Source organism: Mesorhizobium sp. B2-3-6 (genome assembly GCF_006442305.1).
GTDB lineage: Bacteria > Pseudomonadota > Alphaproteobacteria > Rhizobiales > Rhizobiaceae > Mesorhizobium.
This window is the reverse complement of the sequence record NZ_VFVW01000001.1, coordinates 619,908-633,430: the sequence shown is the minus strand read 5'-3', so window position 1 is coordinate 633,430 and position 13,523 is coordinate 619,908. Positions and strand designations below refer to the sequence as shown.

Genomic DNA, 13,523 nt, shown 5'->3' with positions numbered 1-13,523 from the left:
GGGAGGCCCGGCGCAACCCTTGTCGCATTGAGCCGGTTTATGCCAGCTTAAACCGGTTCCCGCGTCCCCTCACCATGCGCACAGTTTGGTGTTAGTCTGTGAGTTGTTCCAGCATGCGCCGTCGTCGCGGCTGCACATGAACTGCCCCGGCTCCTCATCGACGTTGGTCGTTCAAGCCCGCTTGGCGACAATGAAAATGCGCGGGAAACGCAACAGCACCTTGCCATTTGCGGTCTTCTTATAGGCCTTGGCGATCTTGGCCGTGTAGCTTTCGAGGAACAGCATCTTCTCGTCCGCATCGAGCGGGTCGACAAAAGGCTTCAAGCCCGTCGACTTCACCCATTCCACGATCGCCCCGGCGTCGGCCAGCGGATGGTTATAGACCGTGTGCCAGATGTCGAGCCGGTCCGAGAGCGGCGACAACAGATCATAATAGAACGACACCGGCGGCAGCGGCGCGCGCGCCGCCCCTTTCAGCTTGGCTGCGAACGGCATTTCGGCGGCAGTCTCGCGCATCAGCCTGTGGGAATCCTCGCCCATATTGTCTGGCATCTGCACGGCGAGCGCGCCGCCGGGCGCAAGAAAACCCATCAGCCGCTGGAAGACATCAGGATGTTCCGGCAGCCACTGGAACACGGCATTGGCGAAGATCACATCGACCGGTTGAGCCGGCGCCCATGTCGAGGCATCGGCAAGGTCGAAGCTGACATTGGGCAGGCGTGCCCTAGCCTTCTCGATCATGTCGGGAGACGTGTCGAAGCCGCTCACCTGTGCATCCGGCCAGCGCGCGACCAGAAGCTCCGTCGAATTGCCCGGCCCGCAGCCTATGTCGACAACCCTGCGGGGGAAGTCGACCGGCACCTGCGCCACCAAGTCGCGCGCAGGACGCGTGCGCTCGTCCTCGAACTTCAAATATTGGGCGGCGGACCAATCGGGCTTTGCTGGGCTGTTCAACGGTAAGACCTCGCGGCGGTTGCCACCTTCCATGACCGGCGCGACAAGCCGGCTATCCCAATTGGATGACGATCCCGTCGTCGCCGACCCGGAACCGCCACTGCAATAACGGCCCTTACCGCGTCAGCCTCTTATGCGTCATACGGTGCGGAGCCGCCGCCTCCGCGCCCAGGCGGCGAAGCTTGTCCTTCTCATACTCCTCGAAATTGCCTTCGAACCATTCGACATGCGCGTCGCCCTCGAAGGCGAGCATGTGGGTCGCCATGCGATCGAGGAACATGCGGTCGTGGCTGATGATGACAGCGCAGCCGGCATAGGCTTCCAGCGCGTCTTCGAGCGCGCTCAGCGTCTCGGTGTCGAGGTCGTTGGTCGGTTCGTCGAGCAAAAGCACATTGCCGCCGCCTTTGAGCATCTTGGCCAGATGCACGCGGTTGCGTTGGCCGCCCGAAAGGTTGCCGACCTTCTGCTGCTGATCGCCGCCACGGAAGTTGAAGGACGAGCAATAGGCGCGGCTGTTGACCTCGTGCTTGCCAAGCTTGATGACTTCGGCGCCACCGGAGATTTCTTCCCACACCGTCTTGTTCGGGTCCAGCGCGTCACGGCTCTGGTCGACATAGCCGAGCTTGACCGTCTCGCCGATGCGGATCGACCCCGCATCAGGCTTTTCCTGGCCAGTGAAGGTCTTGAACAGCGTCGTCTTGCCGGCGCCGTTCGGGCCGATGACGCCGACAATGCCGCCCGGCGGCAGCCTGAACGACAGGTCCTCGATCAAAAGCTCATCGCCGAAGCCCTTGGTGAGCCCTTCAACCTCGATGACGACATTGCCGAGGCGCTCGCCCGACGGAATGACGATCTGCGTGTCGGTCGGCTTGCGATTCTGCGACTGCTCGACCAGTTCCTCATAGGCCTTGATACGGGCCTTGGACTTGGTCTGGCGCGCCTTCGGCGAGGATTGGATCCACTCACGCTCGCGCCAGATCGACTTCTGGCGGGCGTCGTCCTCGCGGCCTTCCTGGATCAGGCGTTTGGCCTTGGCGTCGAGATATTTGGTGTAGTTGCCCTCGTAAGGGATGCCACGGCCGCGATCGAGCTCGAGGATCCATCCCGTGACGTTGTCGAGGAAGTAGCGGTCGTGGGTGATGATCAGCACCGAGCCCGGATAGTCGCGCAGGTGCTTTTCCAGCCACGCCGTGGTCTCGGCGTCGAGATGGTTGGTCGGCTCGTCGAGCAAAAGCAGGTCGGGCTGTTCCAGGAGCAGCCGGCACAGCGCCACGCGGCGGCGCTCGCCGCCCGACAGATTGGTCACCTCGGAATCGGCCGGCGGGCACTGCAGCGCGTCCATCGCCATCTCGACCTGCTGCTCGAGGTCCCAAAGGTTGAGCCGATCCATCTCGTCCTGGAGCTTGGCCGACTCGTCCGCCGTCTCGTCGGAATAGTTCATCATCAATTCGTTGTAGCGCTCGATGATGGCGGTCTTCCTGCCGACGCCGTCCATGACGTTTTCACGCACGGTCTTGCTGTTGTCGAGCTGCGGCTCCTGCGCCAGGTAGCCGACCGTGGCGCCTTCGGCCAGCCACGCCTCGCCCTGGAACTCCTTGTCGAGCCCGGCCATGATGCGCAGGATGGTCGACTTACCCGAACCGTTAGGACCGAGAATGCCGATCTTGGCGTCCGGGTAGAAGGACAGATGAACGTTATCGAGCACCTTCTTGGTGCCGTAGGCCTTTGACAGGCCTGACATGTGATAGATGAACTGGCGTGCCACGCGCGCTTTCCCTGAAAAACTGACTGATTTGTCGATCTGAATGGAGGTTGGCCGCTATGTAGGCGATGCGGAGCCGAACGGCAATCGCTTTCGCCGCATCGAACCGATCACAGGCCGCACAACAACGGGCGTTGGCGCCCCGGCCTGCCTGCCGGCTGGAATGAGCTCAGGACCTACTGGAACCCGATTGCGTCGACGGTTCCGGTCGGGCAACCGGCCTTGTTGGTCGGCACCGAGGCCAGCAGCAGGTCCTTGAGCGAGCTGTTTGGGCCGATCGGACCGGCAAGGCCAAGCGTCAACTCTCCGATCAGCCGCCGGCCGCTCGACGGATCGATGACGCAGGAGACGCGCACGCGATCGCCGGCGCCGGCACCAAAGGCCTGGTCGAAGGCGCCGCGGATCTGATCCGCCGTCAGCTTGCCGCCGATGTTCTTGGCGAAGAGATCGCGCACCGCTGAGCCGTTCACCGCACGCATCAGGCCGAGTGCGTCGGAAAAGTACTCCTGCTGGTTCTTGCCGTAGCAGGTGCCGTGCTTGATCCATTCATGCCGCTCCAACTGCGAAGCGGTGCCCGGCATAACCTTGTCGAGTTCCGCGCGCGTGCCGGCGTCCAAATCGACAGGCGGAAGATCCTTCCAGTGCGCCGGACTGTCGTTGGCCTTGTCGCTGGCCGGTACCTGGCAATAGAAGTTCCCGTTCGGCTGAGGCCACAGGCCGTGCAAGGTGAAGTTGCTGGCATCGAATTCATTCGGGTTTTGTGCCTTGCATTCGCTCTTGCTGGACTTGGTCTCGCAAAAAGCCGGCTGCCAGCTCAGCGCGAAGACATATTCGGGTTTTCCCGACGCCGCCGGCTTGCCCGGCCCGCCGGGGGTCGCCGGCAGCGTTGCTGCGCTGCTGCCGGAGAGATGTCCGCAACTGACCTTCACCCAGCGCCGATCCGGATCTGCGCCCGGCACCAGGATGAGATAGTGCGTCGGCGCATCCTTGTTGCCCGCCAGCAGTTGATAGCTCTGTCCGGCATCAGTCGAGACATTGCCGGGATTCTTGCCGTTCTTGATGGCTTGCGTCGCCGGACAGGAGGCGTCGGCAACGAAGGTGCCACTCATCCTGACGTCGGCATGGGCCGCACCCGTTAACGATGCCGCCAACATGGCCAATCCGAAAACAACAGCAATGCGCATGGGGAATCCCTGGATGAAAAAGGTGGGCGACAGACTGAAGCTGTGTCCATGTCAGAATTGCGATATTCCACCGGCCAGATGCAAGAAACATCATCGCGAGAAATCCGGAATGGCGGATTGACGCTGAACCGGCCCCGGCGCAAACAAGGCCGGCGCCACCGAGGCGGGCCAGGGTGGAAATCACTGAATGTCATTCAGCCAGCAGCGCATGGTCCGTTCGCCGACCGGCGCCGACCTCAATCTTCTGGTCCGGCAGGCCGACGGCCATCCGCGCGCCGTCATCCAGATCAATCACGGTCTGGCAGAACATGCGGCGCGCTATGATCGTTTTGCCGATTTCCTGGGCGCGCGCGGCTTTAGCGTCTATGTTCACGATCATCGCGGCCATGGCGCAACGAAGGCGCCCGACGCACCGCTGGGCAGGTTCGCGCATGAGGACGGCCCCGCCAAGGTCATCGCCGATGTCGGCGCCATCCATGATCTCATCGCCGGGGAGCAGCCGGGCCTGCCCGTCATCCTGTTCGGCCATTCGATGGGCGCGTCCGTGGCGCTGAACTTTCTCCTGGCCCATTCGAACCGCGTTCACGCCGCCGCCATCTGGAATGGCAATTTTTCAGCTGGCCTGCTCGGGCAGGTGGCGCTCGGCATCCTTGCATGGGAAAGGATGCGGCTCGGCTCGGACGTCCCATCGCGCCTGCTGCCGAAGCTCACCTTCCAGGCCTGGGGCAAGGCGGTGCCCAACCACCGGACCTTGTTCGACTGGCTGTCACGCGACGGGGCCGAGGTCGACAAATACATCGCCGACCCGCTATGCGGCTGGGACGCCTCGGTGTCGATGTGGCGCGATGTCGTCCAGATGGCGCTCAATGGCGGCAGGGACACAGCTTTTGCCGGCGTTCGGCGCGACCTGTCCCTCAGCGTCGTGGGGGGCGAAAAAGACCCTGCCTCGGATTATGGCAAAGGGATCATCCAGCTTGCCGGACGCATGCGCAAAATGGGCTTTTCGAATCTCGTTTCAAAGGTTTACAGCGAGACCCGCCACGAAAGCCTGAACGAGGTGAATCGCGACATCGTCATGGACGATTTCGCGGCATGGGCCGAGACGATCCAGACGCGATGAAGCGTTGGCCCATTGCAAGAGCCGTGACAGCGGCAATCTCTGTTGATAGAGGCTTCGGTTCCGACCAATTCTGGTGATTTATGGCTGAGCCCCCGCTGAAAGGCGTCCGCGTCGTCGAACTCGCCCGCATCCTTGCCGGGCCTTGGGCCGGGCAGTTGCTTGCTGATCTCGGCGCCGACGTCATCAAGGTCGAAAGCCCGGACGGCGGCGACGACACCCGCAAATGGGGCCCCCCCTTCGTCATGGGCAAGGATGGCGAGAACCTGTCGGCCGCCTATTACCATTCCTGCAATCGCGGCAAGCGCTCCATCGCCATCGATTTTTCGACACCGGAGGGCGCCGAAACCGTGCGCCGGCTGGTGGCAACGTCTGACGTGCTGATCGAAAACTTCAAGCTTGGCGGTTTGAAGAAATACGGCCTCGACTATGACAGCCTGCGCAAGATCAATCCGCGCCTCGTTTATTGCTCGATCACCGGATTCGGCCAGGACGGTCCGTACGCGCCGCGCGCCGGCTACGATTTCATCATCCAGGGCATGGCCGGCATGATGTCGATCACCGGCGAGGCGGGACGCGAGCCGCAGAAGGCCGGCGTCGCCATCTCCGACATCTTCACTGGCCTCTATTCCGTCATCGCCATCCAGGCGGCCCTTCGCCACGCCGAAAAAACCGGCGAAGGCCAGCACATCGACATGGCATTGTTCGACTCCCAGATCTCGGCGCTCGGCAATCAGAACCTCAACTATCTCGTCTCCGGCAAGTCGCCTGTGCAGATGGGCAACGCGCATATGAACATCGCGCCCTACGAGGTGCTGCCGGTCCGGGACGGTCACATCATCCTGGCGGTCGGCAATGACGGCCAGTTCGCCAGGTTCTGCGCGGTGGTCGGGCTGGACGAATTGCCCGGCAATCCCGATTTCGCCACCAATCCGGCCCGCGTCGCCAACCGGGCGGCGCTACGCGAGCGGATCGTCGAGGCGCTGAAGACCAAGGATCGCGACCCGCTGCTGGCCAAGCTGGAAGCGGCCAGCGTGCCGGCGAGCCCGATCAACACGATCGGACAGATGTTCGCCGACCCGCAGGCGATCGCGCGCGGCATGCGGCTCGATCTCGACGACGGCCATGGCAATCTTCTGCCCTCGGTTCGCGCACCGATGATCATGTCCGAAACACCGCTCGTCTATGAGCGCCCCTCGCCCCGCCTGGGCGAACATACTGACGAAATCCTTGCCGAACTGGAGAGAGCAAAATGAAAACCGGCGGACAATTGATCGTCGACGCGCTCGAGGCCAACGGCACCGACCGTATCTTCTGCGTGCCAGGCGAATCCTACCTCGCGGTGCTCGACGCGCTGCACGATTCGGCGATCCGCACCATCGTCTGCCGCCAGGAGGGTGGCGCCGCCATGATGGCCGACTGCCAAGGCCGCCTGACCGGCAAACCCGGTATCTGCTTCGTCACCCGCGGCCCCGGCGCCACCAATGCCTCCGCCGGCATCCATATCGCCATGCAGGATTCAGTTCCCGTGATCCTGTTCATCGGCCAGGTCGCCAGCCACGCCAAGCAGCGCGAGGCCTTCCAGGAAGTGGACTATGTCAGGTTCTTTGGCGACATCGCAAAATGGGTGGTAGAGATCGACGATGCGTCGCGTATTCCCGAATTCGTCACCCGCGCCTTTGCCGTGGCGACCTCCGGACGCCCAGGTCCCGTCGTCATCTCGCTGCCGGAAGACATGCTGACCAGTGTCGTCGATGCACCGGCCGCGATCGCCTACACCCCGGTCGAGACCAGCCCCGCCGAAGCCGAACTCGACCGGTTCGAGGCGCTGCTCAATGCCGCCAAACGACCGATCGCGATCCTGGGCGGCACACGTTGGGATTTCCAGGCTGTTCAGGAAATCACCCGCATCGCCGAGGCGTGGTCGCTACCGGTCGGCTGCTCCTTCCGCCGCCAGATGCTGTTCGATCATCTGCACCCGAACTATGCCGGCGATGTCGGCATCGGCATCAACCCGAAGCTGGCGACAGCAATCAAGCAGGCCGATCTGGTGCTGCTGATCGGCGGCCGCATGGGCGAGATGCCGTCCTCGGACTATACGCTGCTGAAGAGCCCCTACCCTGACCAGACGCTGGTCCATGTCCACCCCGATGCCGGCGAACTAGGCCGCGTCTACCGTCCAACGCTTGCGATCAACGCCTCGCCCGCCGCCTTCGTGCGCGCCTTCGCCAACCGGAAGGGACCGGCATCGCCGGGCTGGGCGGCGGAGACGGCAAAGCTCCATGCCGCTTATCTCGACTGGTCGACCCCACCGGAAAGCGGTCCGGGCGCCGTCCAGATGGGGCCGATCATGACCTATCTCGAAACGGTGCTGCCCGACGATGCCATCCTGACCAACGGCGCCGGCAACTACGCCACGTGGGTGCACCGCTTCCATCGCTTCCGCCGCTTTGCCACACAGGGCGCGCCGACCTCAGGCTCGATGGGTTACGGAACGCCGGCGGCGGTAGCGGCCAAGGCGCTTTATCCGGATCGCACCGTAGTCGCTTTCGCCGGCGACGGCTGCTTCCTGATGAACGGGCAGGAATTCGCCACCGCCGTACAATACGGGTTGCCGATCATCGTCATCGTCGTCAATAATGGCATCTACGGCACCATCCGCATGCACCAGGAGCGTGAATACCCCGGGCGGGTGGTGGCCACGGACCTCAAGAATCCGGACTTCGCCGCCCTGGCGCGTGCCTATGGTGGCCATGGCGAAACGGTGGAGAAAACCGCCGACTTCGCCCCTGCCTTCGAGCGTGCTCGCGCCAGCGGCAAGCCGGCAATCGTCGAAATCCGGCTCGATCCGGAGGCAATCACCCCGACCCGAACGATGACGCAGATAAGAGACAAGGCCTGAAAGTCGGTTTCCGGCAGGAGAAAGGGCGGCGCTGTCCCGCAAAGCTTTCGCAAGCAAATACGGGCGCGCGCCCCGAGCGACGTCGCGTTACATCGACGCCGCCGCCTTTTCGATCTGACCGCGGATCTCGCCGTCCTTGTTGGCCGCGGTGTGTATGTTGACGTAATATTTGCCGGCTTCCAGATCGGTCACCTGCGTATCGGTCAATGTCGCCGATCCCTTGATCGGGCTCTTGAGTTTTTTGAACGGGATTACGGGGTCCGCATTTTCCCCCTTCGCGGCCGGGCCATGAATATGTGCGGCCGTCGCCGGCCCGCTGAGGCCGGAGTATTTGACGTTCCAACTGAGTTTCTTCTTGGCGGTGTCAAAGGTGAATGTGGCGGTTCCCTTGCCCTTGGTGGTAACGGGTGGGCTCTGCTGGCTGCCATCGAGCGTCGCCTTGAACTTCATCATGTCGGCCAGGGCCGGCGACGCGAACAGGAAAGCGGTCGAAATGGCCAGCGCCGAAAGCGTCGGCAAGACGGTCTGTGTGCGCATGAAGAACCTCCGATTGGCTGTAGCATCCGCCGTGGCTCCCCGCACGCGCATGCCTCCGACGCAACGCTCGGCCGCCCCAATGTATCCAGGCACACGCTTTTGTGATTTGGCCGCATGAAAAAGGGGCGGTCGCCCGCCCCTCCAACATCGTCCATCAAGCCCCGTCACGAGGCCGCTTTGAGGCCTACTTGATCGCCTTGTCGGTGATCGCGGTGGTATAGGCGCCCTTCGGCTCCTTGGTGATGATCTTCTGGTCGAGCAACGCCTTGGCGGTACGCTCATAGGTCGCCGGGTCGAGCTTGCCGTCGGCATTGTCGATGAGCTTGGCGACTTCGCTCATCATACGCTTCTGGTGGTTCTCGTCCTGGCCGCCACCATCCATGACGATCTCGGCCGCTTCGTCATTGTTGTCGACGGCGTATTTCCAACCCTTCATCGAGGCGCGCACGAAACGCACCATCTTGTCCTCGAAGGCCGGATCCTTGAGCTTATCCTCCGAGGCATAAAGCCCGTCCTCGAGCAGGTCGTTGCCCATCGCCGAGTAGTTGAACACGGTGAGCTGCTCCGGCTTGTAGCCGGCGTCGATCAGCTGCCAAAATTCATTGTAGGTCATGACCGAGATGCAATCCGCCTGCTTCTGAATCAGCGGCTGCACGTCAAAGCTCTGCTTGAGAACGGTGACGCCGTCCGGGCCGCCATCGGTCTTTAGGCCAAGCTTGTTCATCCAGGCGTAGAACGGATATTCGTTGCCGAAGAACCAGACGCCGAGCGTGTGGCCCTTGAAGTCGGCTTCGGTCTTGATCGGGCCGTCTTTCGGACAGACCAGTTCCATGCCGGCCTTCTTGAACGGCTGGGCGATGTTGACCAGCGGCACGCCCTTTTCGCGGGCTGCCAGCGCCCCGCCCATCCAGTCGACGATAACATCGGCGCCGCCGCCGGCGATCACCTGCTCGGGCGCAATGTCGGGACCGCCCGGCTTGATGTCGACGTCGAGACCCTCGGCCTCGTAAAAGCCCTTCGCCTTGGCGACGTAATAGCCGGCAAACTGGGCCTGCGTGACCCATTTCAGCTGCAACGTCACCTTGTCGGCGGCCATTGCCTGGAAAGCGGCCAGCGACATCGCGCCGGCCAGTACAGGAACAATCAGTCTTTTCATTTTTTTCCCTCTGGAGTTAGTGCCCAAACCCACCGCCCCTATCCACCACGGACAGAGGGATGCCAAAACGTGACGGCTCTTTCGACAAGAGCGACCACACCATAAAAGACCGAACCCGCAAGGGCTGCAACTGCGATTTCGGCCCAGACCATGTCGATGTTCATCCGTCCGACTTCGGTCGAGATGCGGAAGCCCATGCCGACGACGGGCGTGCCGAAGAACTCGGCGACGATGGCGCCGATCAGCGCCAGCGTCGAGTTGATCTTCAGCGCGTTGAAGATGAAGGGAGCGGCGGCCGGCAGCCTGAGCTTGATAAGCGTCGGCCAGTAGCCCGACGCATAGGTGCGCATCAGGTCGCGCTCCATATGGCCGGACGCGGCCAGACCGGCGACGGTGTTCACCAGCATCGGGAAGAAGGTCATGATGATGACGACAGCCGCCTTGGACTGCCAGTCGAAGCCGAACCACATCACCATGATCGGCGCCACGCCGATGATCGGCAGCGCCGAGACCATGTTGCCGATGGGCAGCAGGCCGCGCCGCAGGAACGGCACCCGGTCGGCGAGAATGGCCGTGACAAAGCCGGCGCCGCTGCCCACGATATAGCCGAAGATAACAGCCTTGAAGATGGTCTGCCGGACATCGGCGCCAAGGATCGGCAGCGAACTGGCGATGCGCGCGCCGATGGCGCTCGGCGGCGGCAACAGGATGAACGGGATGCCGGCGCCACGCGTCACCGCTTCCCAGATGATCAGGATCCAGGCGCCGAAGATGGCGGGGATGATCAGGCGCAGCGCCGTGCGCATCCAGCTTGCGGTGGGGTGCAGTCCCGATAGCACCGCGACGCAGCGCCAGCCAAGCAGCCAGGCGGCCGTGAGCAGCACGAAATACGGCGCCAGTGCCATGCCTTCGAAACCAGCGATACCTGAGATCAGCAGCCAGGCGACGAGGTGGGCGCCGACAAATAGTACGACCGCTTCCACAAAGGGCGAAATCCTGATCATCGAGACCAGGGCCGTCAGCATGGCAAGGCCAAACATCAGGCCCTTCGTTCCGAGATAGGGATAGTTGGCGCTGGTTGTCGGGTCCGCTAGCGCCGCCGCTTCCGGCTTCGACATGGCGCCGAGTGCGACCGCCATCAGGCACAGCACGATGGCCAGCACAGCCTGCCAGGAAGGCTTCAGCCGGTTCATGCCGGCCTCCCGCCCATGGCGCGGTCGACGAGGCGCCCGGCAATGCCGACCACCATGACCAGCAGCGCGGCCACGATCGAGCCCGCGACAAGCGCCGACCAGATGTCGATGGACTGGCTGTAATAGGCGCCAGCGAGCAGCTTGGCGCCGATGCCGGCGACGGCGCCCGTCGGCAGTTCGCCGACAATGGCGCCGACCAGACTGGCCGCCACCGCCACCTTCATCGAGGTGAACAGGAACGGCACCGAGGCCGGCACGCGCAGCTTCCAGAAGGTCTGCGCACGGCTGGCATTGTAGGTGTGCATCAGGTCGAGATGCATGATCTCGGGCGAGCGCAGGCCTTTCACCATGCCAACCGTCACCGGGAAGAACGACAGATAGGTCGAAATCATCGCCTTCGGGATCAGGCCGGTGATGCCGATCGCCGCCAGCACCACGATGATCATCGGCGCCACCGCCAGGATCGGGATGGTCTGCGAGGCGATGATCCATGGCATCAGGCTGCGGTCGAGCGTCGCCACATGTACGATGCCTACCGCGATGATGATGCCGAGCGCCGTGCCGAAGGCAAAGCCCAGCAGCGTCGAGGACAGCGTCACCCAGGCATTGTAGACCAGGCTGCGGTTCGAAGTGACGTTGCGCAGGAACGTGTTCTCGAAAAAGTTCACCGCCACCTGGTGCGGCGCCGGCAGCGTCGGCTTCGGCTGCGAGAGCGTCTTGCCGATGAACTCGACGGTGCCGGGCGTTTCGTTGGCACGTTGGTCGAGATCGCGCTGGAACGGCGTGTTGAGTATGACGGCGAAGACGTACCAGAGTACGACCACGCCGGCGAGGATGGAGGTTACCGGGATGACCTTTGAGCGGAAGGTGTCCATCTAGCGCCGCCCTTCTCCTCTCCCCACCGGGGAGAGGGTGGCCGGAGCGAAGCGGAGGTCGGGGGCCCTTGCCTTCGTCATCCTAGGGCGAAGCAAGGAGCGAAGCGACGCGGCGCAGACCCTAGAATTCATGCCGTTACCTCTCCGCTCCGCGACCATTCGGAATATGGCTCCCTCCGCGCCGCTTAGCCTGCCGAATATTCTCGACTGTTTGCGCCTTTCGGCAGGCGTCACGGCATGGATCCTAGGGTCTACGTATGCCGCTTCGCGGCTACTCCGCCCTAGAATGACGAAGGCGTAGGTGGCCGCTCCTTCGTGAGGTGGAGGCGCCTTTCGGGGCGCTGCCGCCAGTCCATCCTGCCCCCGCTCAATCATCATAGCTGTGCCCTGCCCTTAAGCCGTCTCGCACCCGTGCGGCGATCGCCAGGAACTCCGGCGTCTCGCGGATGTCGAGTGGCCGCTCCTTCGGCAGCGTCGATTCGATGACGTCGCTGACGCGGCCCGGACGCGGCGACATGACGACGATGCGCGTCGATAAATACACCGCCTCGGGAATGGAGTGCGTGACGAAGCAGATGGTCTTGTTGGTGCGCGCCCACAATTGCAGCAATTGCCCGTTGAGATGGTCGCGCACGATCTCGTCCAGCGCGCCGAACGGCTCGTCCATCAACAGAAGGTCGGCATCGAAGGCGAGCGCGCGAGCGATCGAGGCGCGCTGCTGCATGCCGCCGGAAAGCTGCCAAGGATACTTCTTCTCGAAGCCGGAAAGGTTGACGAGATCGAGCGTGCGCCTGATCCGCTCTCCCTGCTCCGCCCCGGACAGACCCATGATCTCCAGCGGCAGCGCGACGTTGCGCTCGATGGTGCGCCAGGGAAACAGGGCGGCGGCCTGGAAGACATAGCCGTAGGCGCGTTTCTCGCGCGCCTGTTCTGCTGTCATGCCGTTGACCGAAATGGTCCCCGAGGTCGGCTTCTCAAGATCGGCGATGACCCGCAGCAAGGTCGTCTTGCCGCAGCCCGACGGCCCGATGAAGGAAACGAACTCACCCTTGCCGATGGTCAGGTCGACATTGGACAGCGCCTGTACCGGCCCGTCATTGGTCTGGAAGGTCAGGCCAAGCTTGCTTGCCGCGACGACGGCTGGCGAAATCCCCGTCATCGGCCGCGGCCTGCCTGTTCCTGCCCCTTTAGTGCCGGCCCGATTCCGATTGCTTTTATCGCGATGTTGTTTTCCACTCGCCCAGTCCCATTGGTCTTGTTCCACTCATTCGACGCCCGGAGTTTCCCCGATGTCGCCTCAACCCACTTGCCATCTTATCCGCCCTGAAAGCTCTTATGAAGGCAAGCAGGGATTGACCTATTTCGCCGGTATCGCCACCGAGTCGGTCGGCTCATCTGGTATCTGCATGCATGTGCTCACCATGCCGCCCGGCGCCCGCGCTAAGGCGCATCTGCATGAGAACCATGAAACGGCGATCTACCTGCTCTCCGGCGAGGTCCATACCCTGGTACGGCGACCGGCTTGAGAACCACATCGTCGCCAAAGCCGGCGACCTCTTCTACATTCCGGCCGGCGTGCCGCATCTGCCCGCCAATCTGAGTGGGGCCCCGTCTTCGGCCGTCATTGCCCGCACCGATCCCAAAGAGCAGGAAAGCGTCGTCCTGCTGCCGGAACTGGATGCATTGGTCGCCTGAAGCCGGCCTTGCGGGGCTAGGCGCCCATCGGCCAATTGCTTGAGGTTTGCGCTGCCCCTCATCGCCCTGCCGGGCACTTCTCCACGTATCGGGACGGGGAGAAGGACGATTTCGCGAAGGATTTCGCCAATTTCCAGCGTTGCCGGAA

The 13,523-nt window shown here is 63.1% G+C and carries 11 protein-coding genes and 1 pseudogene; 4 read left to right on the top strand and 8 right to left on the bottom strand.

The window, feature by feature from the left end; translation table 11 throughout:
• Window positions 1-171 precede the first annotated feature (171 nt).
• From tam to FJ953_RS03065, 3 genes are all read right to left on the bottom strand, one after another.
• Window positions 172-954, bottom strand: coding sequence for a trans-aconitate 2-methyltransferase (gene tam / locus FJ953_RS03075; RefSeq protein WP_224671090.1), 783 nt, complete (start codon window positions 952-954; stop codon window positions 172-174).
• A 115-nt stretch (window positions 955-1,069) separates the two neighbouring features.
• A complete protein-coding gene (ettA, locus tag FJ953_RS03070) occupies window positions 1,070-2,719 on the bottom strand; it encodes an energy-dependent translational throttle protein EttA (RefSeq protein WP_140495150.1) in 1,650 nt (549 codons plus the stop codon).
• A gap of 173 nt (window positions 2,720-2,892) precedes the next feature.
• Window positions 2,893-3,900, bottom strand: coding sequence for a ribonuclease (locus tag FJ953_RS03065; protein WP_140623110.1), 1,008 nt, complete (start codon window positions 3,898-3,900; stop codon window positions 2,893-2,895).
• A gap of 187 nt (window positions 3,901-4,087) precedes the next feature.
• Between FJ953_RS03065 and FJ953_RS03060 the strand changes: the two genes are divergently transcribed.
• The 3 genes from FJ953_RS03060 (at window position 4,088) to FJ953_RS03050 (ending at window position 7,919) form a co-directional block, all read left to right on the top strand.
• On the top strand, window positions 4,088-5,020 hold the full coding sequence (locus FJ953_RS03060; RefSeq protein ID WP_140623108.1) for an alpha/beta hydrolase: 933 nt from the start codon (window positions 4,088-4,090) through the stop codon (window positions 5,018-5,020).
• A gap of 80 nt (window positions 5,021-5,100) precedes the next feature.
• Window positions 5,101-6,273, top strand: coding sequence for a CaiB/BaiF CoA-transferase family protein (locus FJ953_RS03055; RefSeq protein WP_140623106.1), 1,173 nt, complete (start codon window positions 5,101-5,103; stop codon window positions 6,271-6,273).
• Window positions 6,270-7,919 carry a thiamine pyrophosphate-binding protein gene (locus FJ953_RS03050; protein ID WP_140623104.1) on the top strand — a complete coding sequence of 550 codons (1,650 nt, stop codon included), beginning with the start codon at window positions 6,270-6,272 and terminating at the stop codon, window positions 7,917-7,919. Before FJ953_RS03055 ends, FJ953_RS03050 begins: the two co-directional genes overlap by 4 nt.
• A gap of 87 nt (window positions 7,920-8,006) precedes the next feature.
• Here the strand turns inward: FJ953_RS03050 and FJ953_RS03045 are convergent, their stop codons facing one another.
• The 5 genes from FJ953_RS03045 to FJ953_RS03020 form a co-directional block, all read right to left on the bottom strand.
• A complete protein-coding gene (locus FJ953_RS03045; RefSeq protein ID WP_140557483.1) occupies window positions 8,007-8,456 on the bottom strand; it encodes a CHRD domain-containing protein in 450 nt (149 codons plus the stop codon).
• A gap of 184 nt (window positions 8,457-8,640) precedes the next feature.
• Complete coding sequence (locus FJ953_RS03040; RefSeq protein WP_140516654.1) at window positions 8,641-9,612, bottom strand: ABC transporter substrate-binding protein; 972 nt, start codon at window positions 9,610-9,612, stop codon at window positions 8,641-8,643.
• Between the two features lie 38 nt (window positions 9,613-9,650).
• Window positions 9,651-10,805, bottom strand: coding sequence for an ABC transporter permease (locus FJ953_RS03035; protein ID WP_140567411.1), 1,155 nt, complete (start codon window positions 10,803-10,805; stop codon window positions 9,651-9,653).
• Complete coding sequence (locus tag FJ953_RS03030) at window positions 10,802-11,680, bottom strand: ABC transporter permease (RefSeq protein ID WP_140495135.1); 879 nt, start codon at window positions 11,678-11,680, stop codon at window positions 10,802-10,804. The genes FJ953_RS03035 and FJ953_RS03030 overlap by 4 nt, the downstream gene beginning before the upstream one ends.
• A 367-nt stretch (window positions 11,681-12,047) precedes the next feature.
• Window positions 12,048-12,839 (bottom strand): ABC transporter ATP-binding protein, encoded by a 792-nt coding sequence (locus tag FJ953_RS03020; protein WP_140495131.1) that lies wholly within the window; start codon window positions 12,837-12,839, stop codon window positions 12,048-12,050.
• 130 nt (window positions 12,840-12,969) lie between these two features.
• Here FJ953_RS03020 and FJ953_RS03015 point away from each other — a divergent pair.
• Window positions 12,970-13,375, top strand: a pseudogene (locus tag FJ953_RS03015) (cupin domain-containing protein).
• Window positions 13,376-13,523 lie beyond the last annotated feature (148 nt).